15 protein-coding genes are annotated in these 25,207 nt (G+C 40.0%); 7 read left to right on the top strand and 8 right to left on the bottom strand.

The features are described from left to right. The first annotated feature begins 31 nt into the window (after positions 1-31). The 3 genes from UABAM_RS30450 (at position 32) to UABAM_RS30440 (ending at position 5,538) form a co-directional block, all read left to right on the top strand. On the top strand, positions 32-550 hold the full coding sequence (locus tag UABAM_RS30450; RefSeq protein WP_151971757.1) for a DUF4442 domain-containing protein: 519 nt from the start codon (positions 32-34) through the stop codon (positions 548-550). Between the two features lie 9 nt (positions 551-559). Continuing rightward, a complete protein-coding gene (locus tag UABAM_RS30445; protein ID WP_151971756.1) occupies positions 560-1,858 on the top strand; it encodes a M48 family metallopeptidase in 1,299 nt (432 codons plus the stop codon). 74 nt (positions 1,859-1,932) lie between these two features. After that, positions 1,933-5,538: a serine/threonine-protein kinase gene (locus tag UABAM_RS30440; RefSeq protein ID WP_151971755.1), complete on the top strand. Its 3,606-nt coding sequence runs from the start codon at positions 1,933-1,935 to the stop codon at positions 5,536-5,538. On the opposite strand, the gene UABAM_RS30435 is transcribed toward UABAM_RS30440, so the two are convergent. Together UABAM_RS30435 and UABAM_RS30430 are read right to left on the bottom strand one after the other, a co-directional pair. Then, positions 5,525-12,970, bottom strand: coding sequence for a hypothetical protein (locus tag UABAM_RS30435; protein WP_151971754.1), 7,446 nt, complete (start codon positions 12,968-12,970; stop codon positions 5,525-5,527). The two genes, UABAM_RS30440 and UABAM_RS30435, sit on opposite strands and share 14 nt — an antisense overlap. A 19-nt stretch (positions 12,971-12,989) precedes the next feature. Continuing rightward, complete coding sequence (locus UABAM_RS30430; protein ID WP_151971753.1) at positions 12,990-13,655, bottom strand: SDR family oxidoreductase; 666 nt, start codon at positions 13,653-13,655, stop codon at positions 12,990-12,992. Positions 13,656-13,829: 174 nt separating this feature from the next. Here UABAM_RS30430 and hutI point away from each other — a divergent pair, with 174 nt between their 5' ends. Beyond that, on the top strand, positions 13,830-15,062 hold the full coding sequence (hutI, locus tag UABAM_RS30425; RefSeq protein ID WP_151971752.1) for an imidazolonepropionase: 1,233 nt from the start codon (positions 13,830-13,832) through the stop codon (positions 15,060-15,062). 42 nt (positions 15,063-15,104) lie between these two features. On the opposite strand, the gene UABAM_RS30420 is transcribed toward hutI, so the two are convergent. The 6 genes from UABAM_RS30420 to UABAM_RS30395 all read right to left on the bottom strand — a co-directional run bounded on the left by UABAM_RS30420 (position 15,105) and on the right by UABAM_RS30395 (position 20,495). Beyond that, positions 15,105-15,866 (bottom strand): hypothetical protein, encoded by a 762-nt coding sequence (locus UABAM_RS30420; protein ID WP_151971751.1) that lies wholly within the window; start codon positions 15,864-15,866, stop codon positions 15,105-15,107. 66 nt (positions 15,867-15,932) lie between these two features. Then, entirely contained in the window at positions 15,933-16,265 is a 333-nt protein-coding gene (gene rpsP, locus UABAM_RS30415; protein WP_151971750.1) for a 30S ribosomal protein S16, read from the bottom strand. Positions 16,266-16,367: 102 nt separating this feature from the next. Then, on the bottom strand, positions 16,368-17,816 hold the full coding sequence (gene ffh, locus UABAM_RS30410) for a signal recognition particle protein (RefSeq protein ID WP_151971749.1): 1,449 nt from the start codon (positions 17,814-17,816) through the stop codon (positions 16,368-16,370). 113 nt (positions 17,817-17,929) lie between these two features. Then, positions 17,930-19,111 (bottom strand): alpha/beta fold hydrolase, encoded by a 1,182-nt coding sequence (locus UABAM_RS30405; RefSeq protein ID WP_151971748.1) that lies wholly within the window; start codon positions 19,109-19,111, stop codon positions 17,930-17,932. Between the two features lie 11 nt (positions 19,112-19,122). Beyond that, positions 19,123-19,638: a hypothetical protein gene (locus tag UABAM_RS30400; RefSeq protein ID WP_151971747.1), complete on the bottom strand. Its 516-nt coding sequence runs from the start codon at positions 19,636-19,638 to the stop codon at positions 19,123-19,125. 8 nt (positions 19,639-19,646) lie between these two features. Beyond that, a complete protein-coding gene (locus tag UABAM_RS30395) occupies positions 19,647-20,495 on the bottom strand; it encodes a TraB/GumN family protein (RefSeq protein ID WP_151971746.1) in 849 nt (282 codons plus the stop codon). A gap of 297 nt (positions 20,496-20,792) precedes the next feature. On the opposite strand from UABAM_RS30395, the gene scpA reads away from it, so the two are divergent. From scpA to UABAM_RS30380, 3 genes are all read left to right on the top strand, one after another. Continuing rightward, positions 20,793-22,961: a methylmalonyl-CoA mutase gene (scpA, locus tag UABAM_RS30390; RefSeq protein WP_151971745.1), complete on the top strand. Its 2,169-nt coding sequence runs from the start codon at positions 20,793-20,795 to the stop codon at positions 22,959-22,961. Then, complete coding sequence (meaB, locus tag UABAM_RS30385) at positions 22,951-23,982, top strand: methylmalonyl Co-A mutase-associated GTPase MeaB (RefSeq protein ID WP_151971744.1); 1,032 nt, start codon at positions 22,951-22,953, stop codon at positions 23,980-23,982. The genes scpA and meaB overlap by 11 nt, the downstream gene beginning before the upstream one ends. A 152-nt stretch (positions 23,983-24,134) precedes the next feature. After that, a complete protein-coding gene (locus tag UABAM_RS30380) occupies positions 24,135-25,196 on the top strand; it encodes a nucleotidyltransferase family protein (RefSeq protein WP_151971743.1) in 1,062 nt (353 codons plus the stop codon). Positions 25,197-25,207: the final 11 nt, after the last annotated feature.

Below are 25,207 nucleotides of genomic sequence, written 5' to 3'. Positions count from 1 at the left end.
TTTCACAACTATTTTCTTATCGAGTAATTATATGAGCAAAAAATTTGCACTTATGCGTGACCTTACAACAAAAGCAAAGGAATCGAAGTTTTATTTGTCGATTCTCAACAAGTTGATGTGGACGGCGATACCATTTAATAAGCCGCATCGTTTTACGATCTCAATGATCAAAGACGATGAAGTAAGAGTCACGGCAAAGTACCGTAAAAAAAACTTAAACCATTTACGTGGAATACACGCATGTGCGATTGCAACTATTGGCGAATATGCCTCGGGGATTCTACTCATTTCCAATTTAGATCCCGCGGAGTATCGACTGATTATGGCAAAAATAGAAATCGATTACGTCTATCAAGCCAAAAGTTCCATCACTGCCGTGGCAAGTCTTTCCGAAGAAGAAAAACAAAAAAATATCCTTGAACCGCTACAAAAGGAAGAAGCTGTTTTCACCACAATGGAAGTTCCCATTCACGATATGCAAGACAATCTGATCGCGACAGTTAAAGTAAAATGGCAAATAAAACTATGGAAATCTGTGCGTACAAAATAGGAGGTCACTATGGAATTTTTGGACACCGTACAAAAAGTATGGGAAATTGTTTTGCAGTACAAATGGTTAACTTTTTTAGTTGCTTTTGGTGCAGTGAGCTTTCTCATATATCGTATTGTCGATTTTTTGCAGTACATGCATGTCAACAAGTTTACTAAGCCTGATGACATCACCATGAACGAAGATGTATTTAAGAAAAAACGTCAGAGAAAAGGTAGTCGTTCCATGAAACTTTTGTGGAAAGGGACATCGTCTTGGGGAGCGCAATTGGTCTTTATCGCCTCTATTCCTTTTCTCGTATATTGGTTCAACCAGAAGGGAATTTCTGACGGATACGTATACATGATACTTATCGGTCTTAGTTTTGTTCTAAACTTGACGTTATCTAAACTTTTTCCTCTTTGGACTCCAGCACGTCCGTATGCATGTCGTGCATTTCAACATGAAAAAGCCATCCAACCTGGAAATATGGCTTTTCACTTTTGGGGGGTTGTTTCGTGGAGTGTTCCCGCGTATTTCTTTTGGGAGTATTTCCAAGTAAACGGTTGGATTGGTAGTGTATTTTTCATTATCATTTCGCAATTGATCCAAGTGGTTATATTTATTTATTCGATCAAAAAATCAGCGATTCCCTACCTGGAATATCCTGGACTGAGTGACAATTTTAAGAAGAATATGCAAAAATACTTAAAAGAACATGGGATGAAAGATAGTGAAGTAGGTGTTTTGCGTATGAATATGGGGCCCAACGCTTTTGCAACGAGTTTAGCGGGTTACAAGCAAATCGTGATTACCGAAGAGCTAATACAAGGTTATAAAGATCCTACAAATCCTGACTTTACATTAAAACTGAGTGAAGATACCATTGAGGCGATTACTTCGCATGAAGTGGGGCATATTCGCCATCATCACGTAGAAAAAGGTATTGCGATGGGGATTCTTATTTCTTCGGCGGTGACTATCGCGGTATATCATTTGTTTTCGGCAGATCCTTCCAACTATGTTCTTTTTAAAGAAGGAACTTCACAACAGTTGTTGTTGTATTGGGGACAGTGTATCTTTAATACAATGCTTGTGTATCCGATAACGTTTATCACGCTTTTGGTTAGTCGCCGTAAGGAGACGCAAGCGGATACTTATCTGCTCAACACCAATGGTTGCAAAAATGGTAAAGATTTCTTTCACCAAATTCGTCATATCGCACCGGTGAATAACTTGGGGCTGTGGCATAGTTGCAATGGAACTCACCCTGCGGCACACGAACGTGAACAACGCATGCTAGAGTGGGAAAAAGAGCATTGTAAATAAGACGTAAAGAAAAAGGCTAGCCTAGCCTTTTTCTTTGTTACAAGACGATGCATTTTACATTTGTTAGGTGAACAATGACTCCGCAAGAAAAACTTTTTATTCAAATAGCTTTTAACAAAAAATATATTGATGAAGCGGCTATACAACAGGCCATACTGTGGCAAAATCAATATTCACAACGTGGGCTATCGGTATCTTTACCTCAGGTATTGTTACAGAGCAAGTTGTTGTCACCTGAACAAATGCAAGATATACAAACCGAGTACACATTTCGTACTTCGACCATTCCACCGTTGTCAGCTGTGGAAAAAGACAAACCAGCGCTTGGTCCTGTGAGTGCCATTGGTTCTAACGATCCTGTGAGTGCCATTGGTTCTAACGATCCTGTGAGTGCCATCGGATCGAACAAATATCCCACAAATCAATCGCGAGAAAGTGGCATTCATCGTTCTTCACAAGCATCTGCGACCTCAAAGACATTTAAGCCGGGAGATAAAGTCTTTAATCATTACACGGTGGGGAAAGAACTGGGGCGCGGAGGAATGGGGATTGTTTACAAGGCTTACGACACGAAGTTAAAGCGTACGGTGGCCCTTAAGTTATTATTAAGTCAACAAGTCTCCCCTGTACAGCAAGAACGCTTTACTCGTGAAGCGGAAGCGATGGCACAACTCAATCATCCAAATATCATCAAAATACACGAAATCGGACACTCTCCACAATCGTTTTTCACGATGGAATATATCCCTGGAAAGACTTTTTCGCAGCATATCATCGAAAACGACATGGATCTGCAAAAGCGTTTATGTATTGTTCGTGACGCTGCTTTGGCGATTCACTACATTCACAAAAAAGGATATGTACATCGCGATATAAAACCCGCCAATATCATGATCGATGAAAACAAAGAGCCCAAGGTGATGGATTTTGGTTTGGTGAAGTTTGATGACAGTAATCTTTCTCAAGCTTCCGATGTTTTAGGTACACCTGTTTTTATGCCTCCGGAGCAATTAGGAGCGGGAGAAGTAGACCGTCGTTCGGATGTATACTCGCTAGGCGCGACTTTGTACCAAGCCTTGACCGAACGTCCTCCTTTTCAAGGAGATACACCATTTAATATTATGTTTCAAGTCACCACGAAAGAACCTATTCCCCTACGTCAGCTCAACCCCGATATTCCGGTACAGCTTGAAGCTATTTGCCTGAGGTGTTTGGAGAAGAAAAAACACCACCGCTACAACACCGCAAAAGAATTGGCGAGTGATTTAGACAATTACTTGAATGGCAAACCGATTATTGCACGTCCACCAACGCAAATGGATCTAGCGCGTAAGTGGGTATGGCAAAATAAAGTGAAAACCTCTATTTTTCTTGTGATTTTGAGTCTATGTATTTTTTCAGGATATTATTGGCAGCAAGCAGCACAGAGTGCCAAACAAGCAGATGTGAATAGGAAGGATGCCGAAAAGAAGGCGATAGAAGCAAAAGAACAGAGAGATTTGGCAGAATTAAGAGCCGAAGAAGCACGCGAAAGTAGTTATTATTTAGCCGTTACGTTGTCCAATGAGTATTTAAAAGAAAACAACCTTGCCGGTATTGGTACTTATATGGATAAATTTCACAATGAAGACTTTGCACATTTAAAAAATTGGGAATGGGGATGGATTTCTGATTCTGTGAACCTTTCGCAAAGTAAAACAATTTTAGAGGATGCAGGGCATCGTTATTGTGTTTTTAGCTCAGGGATCTATCAACACTACGTTGCTATATGTGGTTCTGGTTATATGAATCTTCTTAACATCCATACAAAAAAGTCTCATTTTTTGGATGTACAAAAAGGTAATTCAAAAAATCCTAAAGAGCAAATAGAGAAGGTAAAACACTGCCACTTCAACTCCGACGGAAGTTTATTGGTTTACTCTAGCGAGCATGGAATTATTCGTTTGTATTCGGTGAAAACGAAAAAACTATTGAGGACTTTTCGCCATGGGGTTGTTTCCGACGAGAATGAAATCAGTTGCTGTCGATTTTCGCGTAACAGCAAATGGCTTGTTTCGGGAGATCACAACCACGTGGTAAAAGTTTGGAACATCCGTACTGGGAAGTCAGTGAATACTCTTGTTGTGAAAAAGCGCGTGATGTATTGTTGTTTTATCGACAACGATACAAAAGTTTTGTGTTTAGAGCGAGACGGAATCATCACCATTTGGGACTTTAAAAAAGACAAGAAATTAAAAGGAGATATAGGGATTGTCGAGTGCGAGTTTAACGACTTGGGTTATTTTAAAGGGCAACAAATTCTTGCCACATGTACCGCTAAGCAAGTGAATATTTGGAATGTTCGCGATTTGCTATCTCGAAAACCACAGGCTATTTTTGCCAAAAATGCTAATCGTGAATTTTTAGATATCAAGTTGTACAAGGACAAAATATTTGTTGTCGATAATAATGTTATCAAAAGATTTGACATAAAATCGGGAAAGTTAGACAAAGTATTGCGCGACGGTCGAAATTTTTCTTGTATTGCACCCCATACAAATGGTCGTTATTTAATTTCTTGTCAAGCAGGGGAAAAAAAATCATTCACCTCTCTATGGGATTTACAAAAAGAACATCCTGTTGCGATAAAAAAGCGTGATCAAGTTTGTTTTGCAAAATTTTCTACGCAGGGGAACAAATTTATTGTGGGCAATAAAAGATGTGAATTAGAAGTCTATGATTTCGACAAAAAATTTGTAGATACAAGAAACCGCATAACTCGCGGGGAAAGTTTTAAGCATACTACTCTATCGTTGGAAGGACTTTCTGATGGAATAATGTCAGAGAAATATGTCGTTTTAGCGGTAAAAAAACTTTTTGGACGTAGTAAAGATTTATTAAACGTGTACGATCGCAAAAGTAGAGAACTAGTTTATGCGATTAGAAAACCTCGTGGTGTCGACAATACGAAGAACAAAGTCGAAATTGTCAACTGTTTGTTATCTCCCACCAATGAGAGCCAACTGGCTGTTGTGAGTAACGAATATTTCTTGATGTGGGACATATCGCAGAAGAAAGAAATATTCCATAAAGCCATCGCTAGCTTAGTAAAAAAACAAGGGGGGGCCAATCCTGAGTCTCTCCATTTAGCGTATCGACCGGATGGAAAACAAATCGCTATTGTTGGTGAATTTCGCGATATACTCTTTATCAATTGCGAAGAACAAATTCCAAGTTGGGAGTATTCTTTGCTTGTAAATGAGCGTGTGAACATCAAGCCGCGTATTACGCATTGTACGTACAGCCCTGATGGGAAACTTTTGGCGGTATGTTCGGAAAAAAAGACGGTAAGGATCTATTTCTTAAATCCTGAAACAAAACGCTTTGATCAAGGCAATTGTATTGTTCTGCAAGGGCATGATCGCGAAGTTCTGTGTTGTGCCTTCAGTCCCGATGGCAAAAGACTTATTTCGGGAGGTAAAGATCAAACTCTTTTGTTGTGGAATACCGACTTTAAATACGATGCGCCAGGTAAAGTACAAAAAGCTTCGCATCATTATTTACCGCTTCTTGCACTTGAAGCCCACGAGAAACCCATTATAAATTGCGAATTTGACAAAAAAGGCACACGCATTCTCTCCGCAGACGAAGATAGTGTTTATTTTTGGGACATTACAACGCAAAATGCTAATGATCGTTAGATCTGTTTTTCTTAAATTGAGAGACAATAGCGGACCCTAGAACCGTAATACCTGCCAACACGAGTAGCAATCCCTGTAATATACCATGATCGACACCGAACTTTATAATATACACCAAAATATCTAGTATGAGGAACGTACTGGCAAAATAAATGTAAAAGTTTTTGTTGAAGATAAAACCTACCATTACACCTAAAAAGGCAATTCCTGCGAGAACCACGGCATAGGTGGGGTCTTGCAGTTGTAAGAATACCTGAATTAAAGAAGAGCCATAAATAAGAGACATGCCGCATATGCGTAGAGAAAGCAATTGCTTTGCCGAAACTTCGTTGCGATGAAATTCACTGATCCCCAATAAGGTAATACCAAGCGGAATGCCGTAAAATTGCGGGTCTACAATCATTTTTATTTGCCAGTAGTGATATAGAGCAACGTCGAGGAATACCAGAGAAGTAATCAACTGCCACATGCGTTTTTCACCTCTGTACATAAAGGCAAAATGTACCGCGAGTAGTATATATAAAACGCAGGCATTCATACCTAGTCGCCATGGTTCGTAGAGAAAAACAGTGAGAGGTAAAATACCGGCAAAAATGCGAAAAGCACGGAGTTCTTGTTTTTCTGTTAATAAGCCTATGTGTAAAAAAGTAATAGAGAAAATAAGGAGAACGTGTGGATCGTATCCATGTAAGAAATGTAGCCACTGTGTATAGTATTGAACAGAAAAATACAATGCCACAACGAGAATTTGTGCACAGTAATAGAAAAAGCTACGTTGCGTTTTGCTTCCTAAAAGAAAAGAGGTGCATGTGAGGCACGTCAGAGCGAGAATCGGAGGTTGTTCTGCCCAAATTTGCAATATTTCTAGCGCAGCAATAACACTTAGGATCATAGATGCTTGGATAAGAATCGGTCTGTTGTCGGGGTGAAGGCGTTTGTGGATGACGAAAACCGCAATACTGGCAAAGGCAGTGCTAAGTGAAAATAAATCCCACATTTGTATGCGATTTTGCGGATAAAAGTATAGCACGACAAAATATAAACTACACACAAAACTGATGATCGAAACGGGTAACCATGTTTTTTGTGTTTCGCGATTACTACGCAGCGTGTGAACAGTAAAATATATCGTGGCAAGGGCAAAGCAAATAAATGTAGCGCTATTGGAATAATTAAATTCCGTGCTCAGTAGGGCGATCCATAGGCAGTAAAAACTATAGAGACGTGTGGTGGGCAATAGGTAAAAAACGCAAGCCGTAAGCACCCACTCTAGAGAAGGTATGCTTCCCATACTTGGAAAAAAGTAAGCTAGCGGTGTACTCAATGCTATACCTACCATCGTGCTCATCACCAACAATAATGATGAACTTTTTTGCATACGGTATTGTGATATCTTGATGGCTAAAATGGCAACGACTGTTGTTGAAAACCATAAAAAGCGATACTCACTGGCGAGTGTTTGTGCCGTGGCGCTTGCTCCTGTCGAGGAGTTGACAAACAGCGTAACTCCACAAGCAATCACAATGTGCATCGTATGTTTTAACAATAGATGGCTCACTTGAACAATTTGCTGGTGTATTTTCGATTTATGTGTCGAAAGGAATAACAGAGAGCTTAGAAGCGAAATTGCGATGAGAGGAAACCATACAATTTCAACGGCACACCATTCGTGAAGCGCTAGTAAAATACATATGAGTAAAGACGCTTGTGTGTAATACAACGGCTTTTCGTCGCGATGGCGTATGTAATCAAGGGAAAAGCCGGCTGCTATAATACCCGCAGTGTAGCACAACCACTTTAAATCCGTTGTCACAGTGATGGCATATACGGAAATAACCGTCACGGCAAAACTGAGAGTTTGCACAAGACTGCTCAGATTTTCTTGGGAAAGAAAACGTTGTGCTGTGAGCGGAACATAGATGCTCGCAACAAGCGTTACCAGTGCTAAGTAGATTAAGTATGTACCCAGAAGCTGAACCGAATATGTGGAGGCGACAACCCATATAAATATGCATACCGCTGTTACCAAGGAGAAGTTTCCGATGGCCCTCTGCAATCGTTGTTGACGAATCAATGTGGTGAGCAGTGCGGGAAACAACGCTATGCAAACAAAAAAGTACATGTATGGGTTGGCAAAATTTAACCAGTTGCTATTAAATGACACAAAAACATGTATCATTGCCAACAAAAACAATCCGATATAGTATGCATAGAGGCTAGTTTGCCTCGCTCCCATGTAAAAACAAGCACTTGAACATAGAAGTAAGCTTAAAATACCTGTAATTACCATCATCGTAGTGCAGTAAGAGCTAAGTGACAAAGTGAGAAGTAGTGTCAGAGTAATTACTATGCAAAAATAAACCGCGTCGTAAACTTTTTTGTAACGCTTAACTAGGGCTAAACAGCTGGAGATACCAGCAAAAAATATGGCCCACATCGAAAGATCTACTTGAGTTGTTATTTGCTGCGGTGCATGATAGACAAACAAACCACAAGCGGCAAAGAGTAAAGCAAAAGTGCCGAGGCGCAACCATATATATTCATATACCATAAAAGCAAAGAGTATCGTACCAGCAGAAATACAAAGTGCAAAAATCGACGCCAATTGTGTGGAACTAGCCAGGGCTGCAATAACACTCATTGAAGTAAAAAGAGTTCCCCAATAGGAATAAAGTTTCTTCTGCATATAGTAGCCAAGCGCAATGTAAAAGCCACCGTATACAGCCCAATCGCTACTGGGGTAAATATAATTTTCTGTGAATAAGGATGTAACGACAGCATATTTGTGAAAAATAATGCCACCGATGAGGGCACAAAGACTTACGGCGATGTTTGCGCGCCATGATGTTTTTGTCGTGTACAGCAAATAGATGCTGTAAGCCCAAGCGATCAGACTTGTCCATAGAAATTCTGTATTCAGTATGGGAAATCTAAAAAGAGGCGCTAAATAAGAGAACAAGAACACTGCTAAAATCGCCAATGATGCGTCGATAGACGAAGAAATGATTATTTGTAGGCGACGAATAGCTTGTAAGATCAATAATATTAGCCACGATGCGACGATAAACGTGAGGATATACCATTGTGGTGTAAAATATATTTTTGCCACACAGCAAAACAGTGTTGTGTAAAAATATCCAAGGGATAAATAGCTAAAAAAGCGTTGTTGTGAATTGATAAACTTCATTGTAAAAGTTAGCGATAAAACAATGAGCCCGGTTCCGAGTACAATGTGGTAGCGATACAGTAACCAATAGTTGCTGTAGTTTTGCACATAAAAGTATGCAAAAATACCACTCGCAATTAACGCCGCAACATTGGCAGCATAATGGGCAACGACACTTTGCGGCAGCTTTTTAATTGGTAGAATTGTATATAGTATTGCCAAATAAGAAGAAGCGATGCCATAGTATATGAATGGATATTGTAAATAATCCACCAATAACACTGCGCATATCCCGCCACTGACGAATGAAAAAGCCAGAGCAAATGTACTTTTGGTGTTTAGATATATGTAAACATAAGAAACACCGCAAAGTAAGACAGGCAAGTATGAGGTAAGCGTCCACATGCTATAATCATGAAGCAAATGGAAACGTCCTAAAATGACGGCAATCGTGATACTGCTCAGAACAGTTAAGCTGTAACTGTACAATTGTGGAGCTTTGTAATGTCGTGCGACCCACAGTACGAAAAAAATGCCGCACACAAAATGACTCAGTATATGTTGGAATACAATGACATTATTAAATAGCAGTATGACAAAAGCCATCTGATGTATCAAAAAAGCAAAAATCCATACAAAGATTCTACTGTGTATACGAAATGCAAGAATGGAAGCATATGTTGTTACGAATCCTAGGGCAATGAAGGCTATGATATCTAATTGCCAAAATCCAAAAATGACTTTAGCACAAAGTGCGTAAATTACCATAGTGAGAATTGCGGAGTAAGTCACAAAACTTTTCATCGGTGCGAGTAGTAGTCGCTGTAAACGCCACCAAACAAAAGAGCATACTGCCAGCCCCAATGCGTGGATTTGCCACATGGTAGGAAAAAAGTATTCGCATGACAAAGTGATTGTCATGGCAATACACAAAAAAAATAAGAAAACTACGCCATTTTCGCGGTGCCGTAAATAGTGCAGAAAAGCCCATATGGTCGTTGCAAAAGAGGTGATGATGAATACGGCAGAACTGTGAAAATTTTGCACAAGAAGAGTTGACATACCAGCAAGACTTACCGCCCCCATTGCAAAACTGTACGTTTGAAAACAATAGTTGCTGTTTTTTTCTTTCACAAAGAAACACAACGTTGCATACAAGAGCGCTAGAGAAACAGCAGCAACCAGCATTACCTCATAAGAGAGGCCGCAGTAAACCATAAAGCGATACACCGAATACACTGTGGCAAAAGAACCTAAATATAAAGGGGGGATATTGTGCAGCGCAAAAGCAATACAAGCAAATAATATACTACCAAGGCAAAATGTGACGACTCCATACCACCATAAATTGACGCAAGCGGGTAAAGCGAAAAATACAAACAGTAGTTGCGTTAGCCATGTCAAAGTAACGGGAAAGTTAAAAGCAGAAGGAATTACCAGTGTCAAAATGCTCATCGACAGAAAGGTAACCATCACCCCAAAACTAGGTTGTAGAAAAGCTTTTTCGACTACGAGAATAACAAGAGAGGCTAATAACGGCATGGGAATTAAATACAAAAGTGGACGTGTGAGAACGTCGGTGGATACACGCCGAGATAAGCGCACTACGCGATTTTGAAACCATTGTAGTTTTGTATCGGCTAGTTTAATGATGCCACCAATACATGCCAAAACGTAACCCCAAATAGCAAAAGCATAGGCAAAATTATATATGGAGTTGGGGGTTTGAGGAAATTGATCAACTAAAGCATATACACCAAAGGAACTAGCTGCAAAAGAAGGAATCCATAACCATTTGTTTTGGTAGATCAATACGCACAAACTGATAAAGATTCCATTGATAATGAGTCCTATACTGTCATAGACGCCGAAATGAGCGCTTTGCGTTTGATAGAACGCGCAGAAAAATACTAATAACGTGTATATGTCCAACAAACACTTACGCATTGCATATCGTTTTTTAGGCAAAATGATCGCAATAAAAAGCCACAACGTAGCGATGCCAAGTAAACTATAAACGGCGACGGCGGGAGCATCTATCAAATAGTTGATAACATCATATCCCCAAATACTAAGGGCTGTAAAAATTAAATACGCAGCAAAAGGTAAGCGTAAAAATCTTGAAGAGAGTACATATAGCATTGTATACAGAGGTAAAGAAATGGCCGCGAGCGCAAAATCTCCCTCACTGAGTTTTACTAAACATAGTAAACCTACAGATACCAAGGTAAACCATAATTGTATAGGTCGCAACATATTCGGGATGAATTTTCCTATAACACACACCGCGACCAAATAGGGAACAAATGCTAAAGCACTGTAAGAAACAGGGAGCTTTTCGTAACCTAACTGTTCACCAAGCCAATGGTGAATTGCATGGGAAAATTCGGGAACTATCGTTGGCAGTAGTAAATAACCTACGCCAGACAAAACAAGTGCGATGAATAACAAATACTGTTTGCGAAACGCATATGTATACAAAGACACAAGAACAAAACTACTACAAACGCAACAGAAAAGTACTTGCGGATGCGAAGTGGAAATTGTTAAACCTAAAATACACAGCATTAGTCCAGATAACGGTAACACATTGAGTGGTAAGGGCGAACGAATGACAAATCGATCCAGCATGAAAGGAAAGTAAGCATAAAAACATAATAGTGGTGCGCAAAAGACAAAGACAGCTTCTCGTGTATAAGACAAATGATATAGCCAATGTCCAGCAAGAGAAAAAATCGCCACAAAGCTCAAAAACAAAGATGTCATCACAAAATAAGTGGAAGCGGTACGCAATTTCCAAAATCGATAAGCATAAACGACAATAGAACCATATACTATCGGCATCCACAAATATTGCACTGAAGAGCTGAATATTAAATGCATCGCACTTGTTGCGATAAAACTATTGACAAAGTGTTGCCCATGATCCTTGTCAATAAAACTTCCCACGCGACGCCCCATAATCCAAAATATAGCTAAAGTAGCTACAAAAATACCGATTTGCCAAGCCAAAGATGGGATATATAGAACGACAACAAAAGTACAAGGCATTAACAATAACGAAAGTAAGTATAAAAAGATACCCCCTTTTTCCACGCGCAATTTGTGAACGGTAATATCGCCAATAAAAAAGAAAAATATGCTAGAAGAAAAAACCAATAGATAGCTGCTAAACATTCGCATTTGGCCCGATAAATCGGCCCAAAAGTTAGCAACTAAAAATATTTCTCCTGCCATAATTAGAAACAAACCCAAAAATAGCAATAAGTTATCTTTAAAGTGGTTGTATTTAGCAACTACATTTTTTTTTGCAATAAATGAGTCTGATACCGTTGGTGAGTCTGACACCAGTGGTGCGTCTGACACCGTTGGTGAGTCTGGCACTTGTGGTTGTGTACTTTCTTTCTCAAAAAGTGAGTCTGACACCGGTGGTGAGTCTGACACTTGTGGTTGTGCACTTTCTTTCTCAAAAAGTGAGTCTGGCACCAGTGGTGAGTCAAAAAGTGAGTCTGACACCAGTGGCGATTCTGACACCAGTGGCGAGTCTGACACCGGTGGTGAGTCCAGTGGTGAGTCTGGCACTTTTGGTTGTGTACTTTCTTTCTCAAAAAGTGAGTCTGATACCGATGGTGAGTCTGACACCGGTGGTTGTGCACTTTCTTTCTCAAAAAGTGAGTCTGACACCGATGGTGGGTCTGACACCAGTGGTGAGTCTGACACTGGTGGTGAGTCTGACACCGGTGGTGAGTCTGACACCAGTGGTTGTGCATTTTCTTTCTCAAAAAGTGAGTCTGACACCGATGGTGAGTCTGACACCGGTGGTGAGTCTGACACCAGTGGTTGTGCATTTTCTTTCTCAAAAAGTGCGTCTGGCACCTCTGGTATTTTAGGTGTTTTTACTTCTGGTATTTCAAAAATTTGGTCAGTAGGTTGTACACTTTCTTCCTCAAAAAGTGCGTCTGGCACCAGTGGTTGTGTACTTTTTTTCTCGTTAGATATGAATGGTGTTTTTGGGAGGTTATTTTCTTGGATGGGTAGGTCGAGTTTATTATTAAATAAAAGAACTGATAGACTGTCGTCACAGATCATCTTTATTTGTTGGTATTGCGATGGACTTATCGTTTTTTGTTCTAGGCATTTTTGCGCTATTTTATTTAATTCTTTTATGTTTCGTGCTTTACTGCGTTCTTTTTCCCGTTTATTGTAATGGGATTCCCATATCATTATGGCAACTAGTACAATAAGTACACTAATAAAAAACTCCACCTTTTACTCCATTATGTTATTACCAGTTAATTTTTTGTCCATCGTATGCAAAAAAAGTTCCGCTGTCATTTATCGTTGCTTCACGGATAACTTTACGCATACCTTCTATACTTTCTTTTGGTTTTAGGAGAGCGTTAGGGCCTCCCATGTCTGTTTCTACCCAACCGGGGTGTAGTAGTAATACTGTGATACCTTTTTCTTTCAAATCACGACTCATGCTGACACCTGCCATGTTGACAGCCGACTTACTCGAACGGTATACATAACTTCCCCCACTGGTGTTATCTGAAATACTTCCCATTTTACTGGTAACAATCACGATGGTTTTTTTGTCACTTGCGGCCACATTATCTATTAGCGCTTCGCTTAGTTTTATGGGTGCAATGGTGTTTACTTTTAGTGTGTGAATCCATGAGTCTACATCAATACTTCCAAAACCGGATTTGCTGCCGTAAACTCCTGCATTGTGAATCAGTATGTCAATCGAGGTTTCACCCATTTGTTGTTTTAGATTGTCGATGTCTTCTGTTGCTGTGACATCTAGCTTGTGAGTAGAAACATTTTCTTTTTCTAATGTTTGTGGATTGCGTGAACAAGCAAATATACGATTTTGACTGTTTTCAGCGTATTGTTGTACAAATTCCAGCCCTAGACCTCTATTTGCTCCTGTGATTAAAATATTCATTCAAAACTCCTCTTTGCAACTTATTGTTATTGTTGTTATCATAGCGAAGATGCCGTTTATACTTGAGAAAAGTCTTTATCTTTCTGTGTTAGAGATTACTTTTCGCTTATAACGGTTACAATTATAAACTGTAATAACTAGCTTTCAATAAAATAATCATTTGGGGATTTTTAGATGGTTGATTTACTTATACGCAATATCGGGCAGCTTTTATCGGTTCCTTTAAAACCCAAAGGAAATGAGCCTTGCGATAAAATTGGTATGATCAAAAATGGTGCTTTGGCGATAAAGAATGGAAAAATTGAGTGGATGGGAGCGGATTGTGATGTCGCGAAGAATATTAGTGGCTCTCCACGAGAAATTGATGCCAAGAACCACGTAGTCTGTCCAGCTTTTATCGACGCACATACGCATATTAGCGGTTACCCTTATGGTCGCGCCGATGATTTTGAAGTGCGTATATTTGGGGAAGAAAGCTACGCGGGAATTGCGCGCAAAGGTGGGGGAATTCGCACGACGATTCAGTGTACACAGCAAGCCAGTGATGCTGAATTGCAACGAGTTTCTGGTACGATTCTCGATGAGTTTATGCGTCACGGTGTCGGTACTCTCGAAGCAAAGAGCGGTTATGGTTTGGAAAAAGAACACGAAATGCGCCAAATTAAGCTCATTAATGAGTTAGCATCTTCGCACGCGATGACAATTATTCCTACATATCTCGCGCATGTCTTGCACAGTAGCATTTCGCGTGAAGAATACGTGGCACAGATCGTAAAAGACTTTATTCCCCATTTTGCTGCTCATGTAAAATGTGTTGACGTTTTTTGCGACGCCATCGCATTTTCCGTTACCGAAACACAGCAAATTATTACCGCAGCGCTAGATAAACACAAATTTGTCTCGATACATGCCGATCAAACATCGCCATTTGCCGCGGCGGAAGCTTTGGCACCTATGGGAGTTTCCAGTCTCAGCCACCTGGAGAATATCAGCGACGCAGGGATTCGTGCTATGAAAGAAAACGATACCATTGCCATAGTTTTTCCCACATGTTCTGTACACTTGAATGCTCCATACTCTCCATATGAAAAGTTTGTAGAGGCAGGAATCCGTGTTGCCCTGTCTACGGACTGGAATCCCGGTTCTTCTCCTTGTTCAAATATTTTGTTGGTGGGATATTTTGCCGCAAAGTATTTACGTATGCCTTTGCATGAAGTATTACGCTCTATTACCGTTCATCCTGCCTGTGCACTTCATCTTGAATCGCATTTGGGGTCTTTGGAAGTAGGTAAGGAGGGAGATTTTTGTATCTTTGAATTGCAAGATTGGCGAGATTTATTCACCCAATGCGGAAATACACCGCGGATCACTTTGTACAAAAAGGGAGAAGTTGCTTTTTGCAGTTAAAACTTTCTGCCCATTGCCTCATGATAGAACAATGGGCTTTTATCATTTCTTAGACGATTTTTGACGCGAACGAGATACTTTTTTTGCCACTTCAGTCTTACGTTTTTTTGTTGTTGCTGGGGATTTTGTTTTCTTTTCAACACGTTTTTGGCCAAAGTCACATTCTTTTAATAAAATACACGAATTACAATCGTATCCAGTAGATACGCACACATCCTCTCCATACAAAGATAAATACACATTGAGCTGTGTCAGGTATTTTTCTGTATTTTTGTTTATGTTTTTATTGAGAGATGAAGGTGTTGTTTCATTCCACAAGCCAATTCTTTTACCTACTCTTACGCAGGTTTGTTGTACGGTTACGTACTCTGAATTTGTTGCGATATGAAGTAAAAGGGTTGCCAACAATTTATAATTTGAATCTATTTGAAGAAGTTGTTTATGCACATCAATAAACTCTTGCTCCAGCAAAAATGCTAGTTGTAGAGTATTGAACACATAAAATATTTCGCCCAGAACCTCTGTAATAGTTACCGCTTTCTGGTAAGTGTTGCCTTTGAGGGTATCTTTAAGTGCTTCCTCTATTTCTCGCGGATGGGTAACACGTACTTCATTCCAGTCGACAAATTCTTCCTTGAGCTTGTTTAAAGCCTTGTCGGTGTTTTTTTTCGTCTCCCCTTCGTTGAGGGTAGCATAAATTATGAGCTCTGTGAGCGTTAATTTAGATTTAACGGTAACACAGTCATATTTTTTTTGTAGAAGAGTAATTATTTTTGGGATTTTTTGTGTTTTTTTTGTTGTCATCACGCCTCCCAAAGGATTCCAAAAAAAAAGCAGCAAGAATATAAAGTTCTTGCTGCAAAAAACGTTTTAAGATTTCTTTTGTTTCTTTGCTTTTTTACCTTTTGGTTTTGCAGCTTTTTCTTTCTTTGCTTTTGCAGCTTTCGGCTTGTGTAATACAACACCAGCTTTTTTCAGGAGAATACCTGTTTTATGTGTTGGTAGAGCACCTACAGATAACCAATGTTGAACGCGCTCTAGTTTTACGCGAAGTTGGTTATCTTCGTCACCATTACAAGGGTTGTACCAACCTAAAAACTCTAGGCATTTTCCGTTGCGTGGAGCTCTAGAATCATAGGCTCCGATTCTGTAAAAAGGTGCGTCTTTACGCCCTATTCTTGTTAATCTTATCCTTACAGCCATATTTCATTTGTAGTATCTTGTTAAGAAACTACGTCCTCCGTTGACTAAAAACTTTTATAACATCTCCGGGATTGTAGGTCCCGTTACAAACATTTGACAATATTATTTCTTTTTTCTTTTTTTCTTTTTGCGCCGCGAACGTTGCTTGGCACCACCCATACCTGGCATCATTCCACCAAGACCTCCAAGTCCGCCGCCCATACCTGACATCATGTTGCCAAACATACCGCTTTTGCTCATATTTTGCATCATCTTGCGCATTTCACGGAATTGATTTAGTAGTTGGTTTACCTCTTGCACTTTAGTTCCACTACCTTTAGATATCCGTAGTTTGCGACTACCATTTATGATGTCGGGCATATCGCGCTCTTGTGGAGTCATGGAATGAATGATTGCTTCTATGCGTGAAAATATCGATTCGTCAATATCGACATTTTGCATTTGCACTCCAAGTCCACCGGGAAGCATTCCCATCAAATCGCGCAAGTTTCCCATTTTTTTAATCATCTGGAATTGATCGAGAAGATCATGCATGGTAAAGGAGGCATCTACCATTTTTTGGTACATTTCCTCGGCTTTTTCTTCGTCCATGAGTTGTTCCGCTTTGTCAACAAGCGTCACTATGTCTCCCATGCCGAGAATGCGATTTGCCATGCGGTCGGCGTGAAATTCTTCTAGGGCATCGAGTTTTTCACCTACACCGACAAACTTGACGGGTTTACCTGTTACTTCTTTTATCGAAAGAGCAGCGCCACCTTTTGCGTCACTGTCTAACTTGGTTAATACTACGCCGTCAATGTTGATTTGTTCATTAAATATTTTTGCGGAATCGAAAGCGTTTTGCCCTGTCATGGAGTCCATCACAAAAAACACATGGTCAGGTTTGGTTTTTTTGCGAATGCTAAGCAGTTCATCCATAAGAGCATCGTCAATGTGCAGACGTCCCGCAGTGTCGAGAATCACAATATCATTATTGTTTTCTTTTGCTATCGGGATGGCATCTTTACAAATTTTGGGTGGAGGATCTTGTGGAGCACTGTAAACAGGGACTTCAAAGTCTTCCCCTCTCTCTTCCGAAATTTGTTCCCCTAGTGTTTTTCCCAACACTTTTAGTTGCTCGATCGCCGCAGGGCGCTGTGTGTCTGCTGCTACAAGCAAAGGACGATGTCCTTTTTTGATGAGATAGCGAGCTAGTTTACCGCAGGTAGTGGTTTTTCCACTTCCTTGCAAACCAACCATCATGATGACGGTAAGGTCTTTGGTGATGGGTAGCCTTTCCTCATCATCACTTTTCATCAATTCCACAAGCTCATAGTGGACAATTTGTACAAATTGGTCCCCTGGTTTTACGCTTTTGATTAGTTCTTCGCCAAGAGCTTTTTCCTTAACTCTTTTCACTAAACCTTTGACAACGCGAAAGTTGACGTCAGCGTTAATTAGAGCTTCTTCAATGGCTTTAATACCATCTTGGATGTTTTTCTCGTTTATTTTTCCCGAGGAAAAAAAGTTGTTCTTTATATCATAAAATTTGTTGGAAAGAGTTTTAAACATAGGTCTCTCAGTAATTAATGTTTTGAGGGGGAAACACTAACAGCCGTGCAATGTTAACATTTTAAACTTGCTATTTCAATGTTTTTTTTGTAGAGGACGAATTTTGTGCGATATTATTGGAAATGATGTTTGGTGGTTGCCGCTATCCATTTTTCGATATAGGGAAAAACTTTACTTGGAGCCCGAAGCCCCATACACAAATCATTGTGTCCAAATTTATCGAAACATTGATATTTTTTTTGCGCACTTCCCATTTTCAAAAAGCCTTCGCGATACAAAACCGATGGTTTGGCTATTTTGTCTTGTTCTCCAGCAATGATTAAAAGTGGCAATGTAATGGCGGAAAAGTGTTCGCTGTAAATATGGGGTTTTTCATTGCCGTTGGGGAAAGAGCGAAATGTACGATGTTCTATCCAGTCGGCAAATTGTTCGAGAACTTGGGAACAGATATCGTTGAGAGATTCTCTCATCAAAGTCTGTACTAGATGGCGGTTCATGTTGGGAGGATACCAAAATAACGAGAAAATTTTTGTGGTTCCTATTTGGGCAATGGGAAAGTGAATCATTTTTTGAAACCACTTACCGCACATTTTTTCCACAACATCTAAAGTGGAGAAAACCGGAAGATAGGGAAGTTTATTGAGAGAACTACGTAAGAATTTACGATTGCTTAAAAATGAAAACACATGTAGCTCTTGCCATAATGGATGGTTGATAACCTTGGCGAGAAAAGGATCATGCGACCAAGTCATGGCCACAGGGGAACCAACAGTGATAAGTCCGTTGAGCTGAGCATTGCGCTCATCGGCTTTTTCTTTGCAGGCAACTACATGCGCACTGTGAACGTTTTTGTACTCGACGTGACCATCGATTTTGATACATTCTTTGGCAACGACGCGTCGTGTGTAAAGAGCCCCCTGTAAATACATGTATGCGAGAGTTCCTCCCATACTGTGACCAACCCAAAAAGGTTTTTGACTTGTCATCTGTAGTACTTTTTGAATAATAGCTGGAACATCGTAGATCGCTAGATCGTCGATATTCCAGCTCCAGTCGGATTTATTGTCGCTATGGAGTGCTCCGCGACCATGACCACGTAAGCAGGGTAGCCATACATCATAACCTTTGTCAAATAGATAACGCGCAAAACTGTGATTTTTTACAGGGAAATCCCAAAAAAAACTGTTTTGTGCCAATCCATGAGCAAGTATGACAGGTAAGCCGCCAGGGTTTTTATAGCGAGCTAGCGCAAGACGCACATTATCTTGGGTGTATGTATATTCTATTTGTTGCATTCAACGAACCACTATTTTCTTTTAGACTTTTTACGCTGTTTTTTTTCGCGAAAATCAAATATTTGTACATCAATGAAGTCTTGTCGACTTGTCGAACGCCTTCGGTTATTCAGTACAAATGCTTTGAAAAATTCGCTACTTGAAGTCACTTTGTTTGTAAAGCTCTTAAAAGTATTTTTGCGTATTGTAATATCATTGCGACTGGCTAAAAAAGAACGAAAACGTCGTGGGTTTTTAAAAACGACGTCCTTACCCTCTATTTTATCTAGTAAGAGAAAGTCCATCTTGTAAAAATTCATACCCACTTGACGCTTGCGTGCATGCACCAAAACATGCTTGAAATTTCCATTGCAAAAAATAATTAGAGCTTTCAATTCTGTTTCTACGACCACAACAACATCTTTTGTTTCTTCTGCAATCTGTTTGGCTTTGGAAATTTGTCTTTCGACAAAGAAGTTGTTATTGGCGCTATTCTGTGCACAAATACTGACACAAAGAATTAAAAAACAAGAAATTCTGATAAACATAGTCAATCCTATTCTTGTGTATATTCAATGCGAGTAATCTTGTAACCTTTTGCCTCTAGCAATTTAATTACTCCATTGTCTCCCACAAAGTGTGCGGCTCCCACAGCAATAAATACGTTGCCTTTTGCGATGTATTTTTCAATAGCAGGAATCCATTTTTTATTACGGTTTACCATCACATGTTCGATCATACCTGGAGCTTCTTTTGCTTCTTCGGACTCAAGAGCCATCTTTTTTATTTTGCCTAAGTCTCCGCTACGGTAAGCATTGAGAAGATCTAAAGTTTCTTTACGTGCCCCTTCTGTATCATCCAACATGCGTTTGATACTCTTTACATGCTCTTCTTCTGGAACAGAGTCGATAGCCTCTAGTTGGTCATCCATTGTCTCCAAAGCTTCTATTTTAATACCGCTTTTATTGGCTTTTTCCATAAGCGTCATTTCCACGGCAGGAGTTAACGGCATAAACTTTTGTGCAGCGATACTTTGGACAACCCATGGTTTAAAACCTTTGAATAAGGCTGCCGGTTGAGGTTTAACAAATTCTTGAAACTTCGACCAATAGTCGGCACCTAAAAGTTGATCTAAGGTTTTGCCCGGAGGTAACTGCATTTTCGTCATCATAGCAAATTGATTGACGTTGGACATATCGATTTCCAAAACAAGTGTTTTGCACTTTTGTAAATTTTCCCATACTTCCGCAGGGAATTCTTTTGCTGCATCAACTCCAAGATGAATGGTACCAAGTAAGTAAACTGGTTTTTCAGCCTCTATTTTCCAAAAAATTGGTGTGGCCTTGGAAGCTTCCTGGCAAACAATAGCGACGATAAAAATCGCTAGTAAAACAATTTTTTTCATAATGAAACTTTCTGTGTAAATGGTAAGTCACAACTTCACGTCAAAAACTGTATAGCAAACTTCTTGATAAATGACAAGAAACATTCTATTATTAGGGGAATCAATAGAATACTTGCAATATCCTTCCATCAAAATTCAGTATATTATACTAGAAAGGATGGGCGAGACCAAACTACTTTCTCATATCTTATGTGAGATACACAAATAAATAGGATTTATAAGCCTCTGAGCATTGTTTTTAAGAAAACACTATTTAAGGTAATTGTCCTTATTTATGTAGCTCGCCGCATAAATATCATGAAACCCGATTTCACTAAAGTCGAATATAAAGTTGAAAATATAAACAAATACCTAGAAAAATCTAACAGTGTCGATGTCGGTCAGTCATGGCAAACACCAGAGAAAATCGAAGTGAAAAAGCTCTTTTCCCAAGATGATATAGCCCATGTAGAACACTTAGATTTCGCCGCAGGTCTCCCTCCTTTTTTGCGTGGACCATATGCCTCGATGTATACCGTGCGTCCATGGACGATACGTCAATACGCGGGGTTTTCTACCGCCGAAGAGTCCAACGCTTTCTACAGACGTAACTTAAAGGCCGGACAGAAAGGTCTGTCTGTGGCATTTGATTTACCTACGCATCGCGGCTACGATTCTGATCACCAGCGTGTTGAGGGCGATGTGGGAAAAGCCGGTGTTGCTGTAGACTCCATTTTGGACATGGAAATATTGTTTTCGCAAATACCGCTGGATAAGATTTCTGTGTCGATGACAATGAATGGAGCGGTTTTACCGATACTCGCTTTCTACATTGTTGCCGCTGAGGAACAAGGCGTTTCCCAGGAGAAGTTGCGCGGAACTATTCAAAATGACATATTGAAAGAATTCATGGTGCGCAATACATACATTTATCCTCCGGATCCTTCTATGCGCATTATTGGTGACATTTTTTCTTATATGGCGCAAAATATGCCAAAGTTTAACTCCATTAGTGTAAGTGGTTACCATATGCATGAAGCAGGAGCCACAGCAGATATTGAGGTGGCTTATACACTCGCAGACGCTCTTGAGTACCTGAGACTTGGACTAAATGCGGGCATTGATATCGATTTGTTTGCGCCACGCATTTCCTTTTTCTGGGCCATAGGCATGAATCATTTTACCGAAATAGCCAAGATGCGCGCTGCGCGTATGTTGTGGGCAAAACTCGTCAAACAATTTGATCCCAAAAATCCTAAATCAATGGCTCTGCGTGTACACTGTCAGACCTCAGGGTGGAGTCTCACCGAACAAGATCCATTTAATAATGTTGCTCGTACCTGTATTGAAGCAATGGCAGCAGTGTGTGGGCACACACAATCTTTACATACCAATGCGCTAGACGAGGCTTTGGCACTTCCCACTGATTTCTCGGCACGCATAGCACGCAATACACAACTTGTGATTCAAGAAGAAACGAATGTCACGAAAAATATTGATCCGTGGGGCGGATCATACTACGTGGAAAAATTAACCCACGATATCGCACATCGCGCTTGGGAACTTATCGAAGAAGTAGAAAAAATGGGTGGAATGTCAAAAGCTATTGCGGCAGGGCTACCTAAAAAGCGTATTGAGGAAGCTGCGGCGCGTAAACAAGCGCGTATTGATAGTCGACAGGACATTATCGTCGGGGTGAATAAATATCAAGTCGATGAAAAAAGCGATTTGCAAATTCTCGAAGTGGACAACTCCACTGTACGCCAAAAACAATTGGAACGGCTCAAGGAGTTAAAACAACAACGCAACAGTGACGAAGTACAAAAGACCTTGGACGCCATAACGGAAAGTGCTTCTAGCGGAAAAGGAAACCTTCTTGCTTTGGCAGTGGAAGCTGCGAGAAAAAGAGCCACTCTTGGCGAAATTTCTGCGGCTTGCGAAAAAGTGTTTGGGCGCTATGAAGCTCATAGTCAGACAATAAGTGGCGTTTATGCACGCGAAATTGCCAACGATGAAGATTTCATAAAAGCACAACAACTCACCGATGAATTTGCAAAACTAGAAGGTCGCCGTCCGCGAATTATGGTGGCGAAGGTTGGTCAAGACGGTCATGATCGCGGCTCAAAAGTCGTGGCGACGAGTTTTGCCGATATCGGTTTTGATGTAGATATAGGACCTCTATTTCAAACACCACAAGAGGCGGTAAAACAAGCAGCGGAAAATGACGTTCACATTCTTGGGGTTTCTACTCTGGCCGGAGGACATAAAACGCTTGTGCCACAAATTGTCGCAGAGTTGCAAAAAATAGAACGCGAAGATATCCTTGTGGTCGCAGGAGGGACAATTCCTCCTCAAGATTACGATTATTTGTACGAGAAAGGTGTTGTGGGTATTTTTGGACCGGGAACAGTGATCGCTCGTGCAGCACAAGAAATTCTCCATTTGTTGTTGGATACCCTAAAGGAAGAAGAGAACGGTGGATCGTAAAAAACTTAGTGGTTGGCAAAAGTCTGTACGTGCACGGCGCAGAAAGCGCAGTGCACACGAGTACATTGCAAAAATCGCCGCAGGGGATCGCTATGTCCTTAGCCAAGCAATTACCTTAGTCGAAAGTGACAGTCCTCGGCATAAGAACTTGGCTGATGAGATTGTGAGCGGGTGTTTAAAAATACCGCAACATAACACAATGCGTATTGGTATAACCGGGACACCCGGTGTTGGCAAAAGCACTTTTATCGATAATTTTGGTTTGCACCTAGTCGATAAAGGCTACAAAATCGCGGTTCTCGCTGTAGACCCCACTAGTCAACACACCAAGGGAAGTATTCTCGGAGATAAAACGCGTATGGAGAAGCTGTCGCGCAGTGATAACGCCTATATTCGCCCTTCTCCCGCTGGTGATTCACTAGGAGGTGTAACGCGTAAAACGCGTGAGTCTATCATTTTGTGTGAGGCGTGTAAATTTGATATCATCATTGTGGAAACTGTAGGTGTTGGGCAATCGGAAACAGCAGTGCATGGTATGGTGGATTTTTTTTTACTGTTGCTTCTTGCCAACTCAGGAGACGAACTACAGGGAATTAAGCGTGGTATCATGGAAATGGCCGATGCCATAGCTATTAACAAAGCCGACGGCGAAAACAAGGCGGCTTCCGAGTTCGCGGCGACTAGGTTCCAAAGTAGCTTAGACTTATTTCCGCAACAATACAAATGGCGACCACAAGTAACTACGTGCTCTGCATTGACGAATTCAGGTATTGATAATATTTGGCATATCATCGAAGAACACAAAGAACTTATGCGCCGCCATAATTTTTTTCACCACAAAAGGCACTTGCAAGAAAAAAAATGGTTACACAATTTAATTGTGCAGAAACTCAAAGATGATTTTTATCAACACGACAAAATTAAAGATATACTTCCCGATATGGAAAGAAAAGTTTGTGATGGAAATCTTCTCGTTACAACAGCAGCCAAAAAGCTCGTTGATTTACATAAGACAAACTAGGCGAAACATCAATGCCGCATAAGAATTCTCATAAGTCTGTTGTTAAGTTTTTGTGGTAATCAAGTTAAATTTTGTTATCATAATCGAGCTAAAACAAGGCAGTGTTACACTCGCTGGTGGAAGTTTTTATCATTACGATGAAGGTATAAAAAGTGAAAGATGGCAATCTTTATATCAGTAAAAATAATAGTATAAAAAACGCGATAAAGAAGTTAGATGAGACAGGAAAAAAAATATTAGTCGTTGTCGAAGAAGACAGGTTAATCGGTGTTGTTACCGATGGAGACATTCGACGTTGGATTTTACAAAATGAGTCACTGAACGACAAAGTCGAAAAAATCATGAATCGTTCTCCTAAATATTTACATCAAAACGAAATCGATAATGCAAATGATTTTATGATAGAAAATGGCATAGACGCGGTACCGATAGTTGACGATCACCACCAAGTTGTTGATATGTACTTTTTGAGTAAATATTTAAACGAAAACTTCCACAAAGAAAATTTGGTTTCTTATAAAGTTATTGTTATGGCTGGTGGGAAAGGAACGCGTTTAAAACCGTATACAAATATCCTTCCAAAACCTCTTATACCCATAGGAAATATTACTATTCTTGAAAGAGTGATGAACGCCTTTCATAGCCATGGGTGCCAAGACTTTTATTTAACAATCAACCATAAAGCCAACATGATCCGTGCATACCTAAGTGAAGTAACAAAGTCTTACAACATTCACTATGTTGAGGAAGACAAGCCTCTTGGGACAGCGGGAAGTCTGTCATTAATTCCCAAAGAAGATTTCCAAGAAACTTTTTTTATCAGTAATTGCGATATTTTGGTCAAAGGTAACTATTCAAGCATGCTCAAATATCACAAAGACAATAAAAACAAAATTACTTTGATCACTTCACTAAAACATTTCACTATTCCCTATGGTGTTATCAACATATCTAATGATGGTGATGTGAAAGAAATCATTGAAAAACCCGAGTACGATTTTCTTGTAAATACAGGTATGTACATTGTCGAGCCAGAGTGCCTAAATGAAATTCCACGCGATACTTTTTTCCACATTACCGATTTAATTCAGCGATGTTTAGATATTGGATATCGAATTGGTACTTATCCCGTGAGTGAAAAATCTTGGCTGGACATGGGGCAAATGAAAGAAATGGAAAATATGTTAAAGTCTTTATCTCTAAATTTAGATTAAGGGGCAGAACA

This window comes from Candidatus Uabimicrobium amorphum (assembly GCF_009002475.1).
Classification (GTDB): domain Bacteria; phylum Planctomycetota; class Uabimicrobiia; order Uabimicrobiales; family Uabimicrobiaceae; genus Uabimicrobium; species Uabimicrobium amorphum.
The sequence above is the reverse complement of the archived record's forward strand: the minus strand, read 5'-3'. Positions and strand labels throughout refer to the sequence as shown.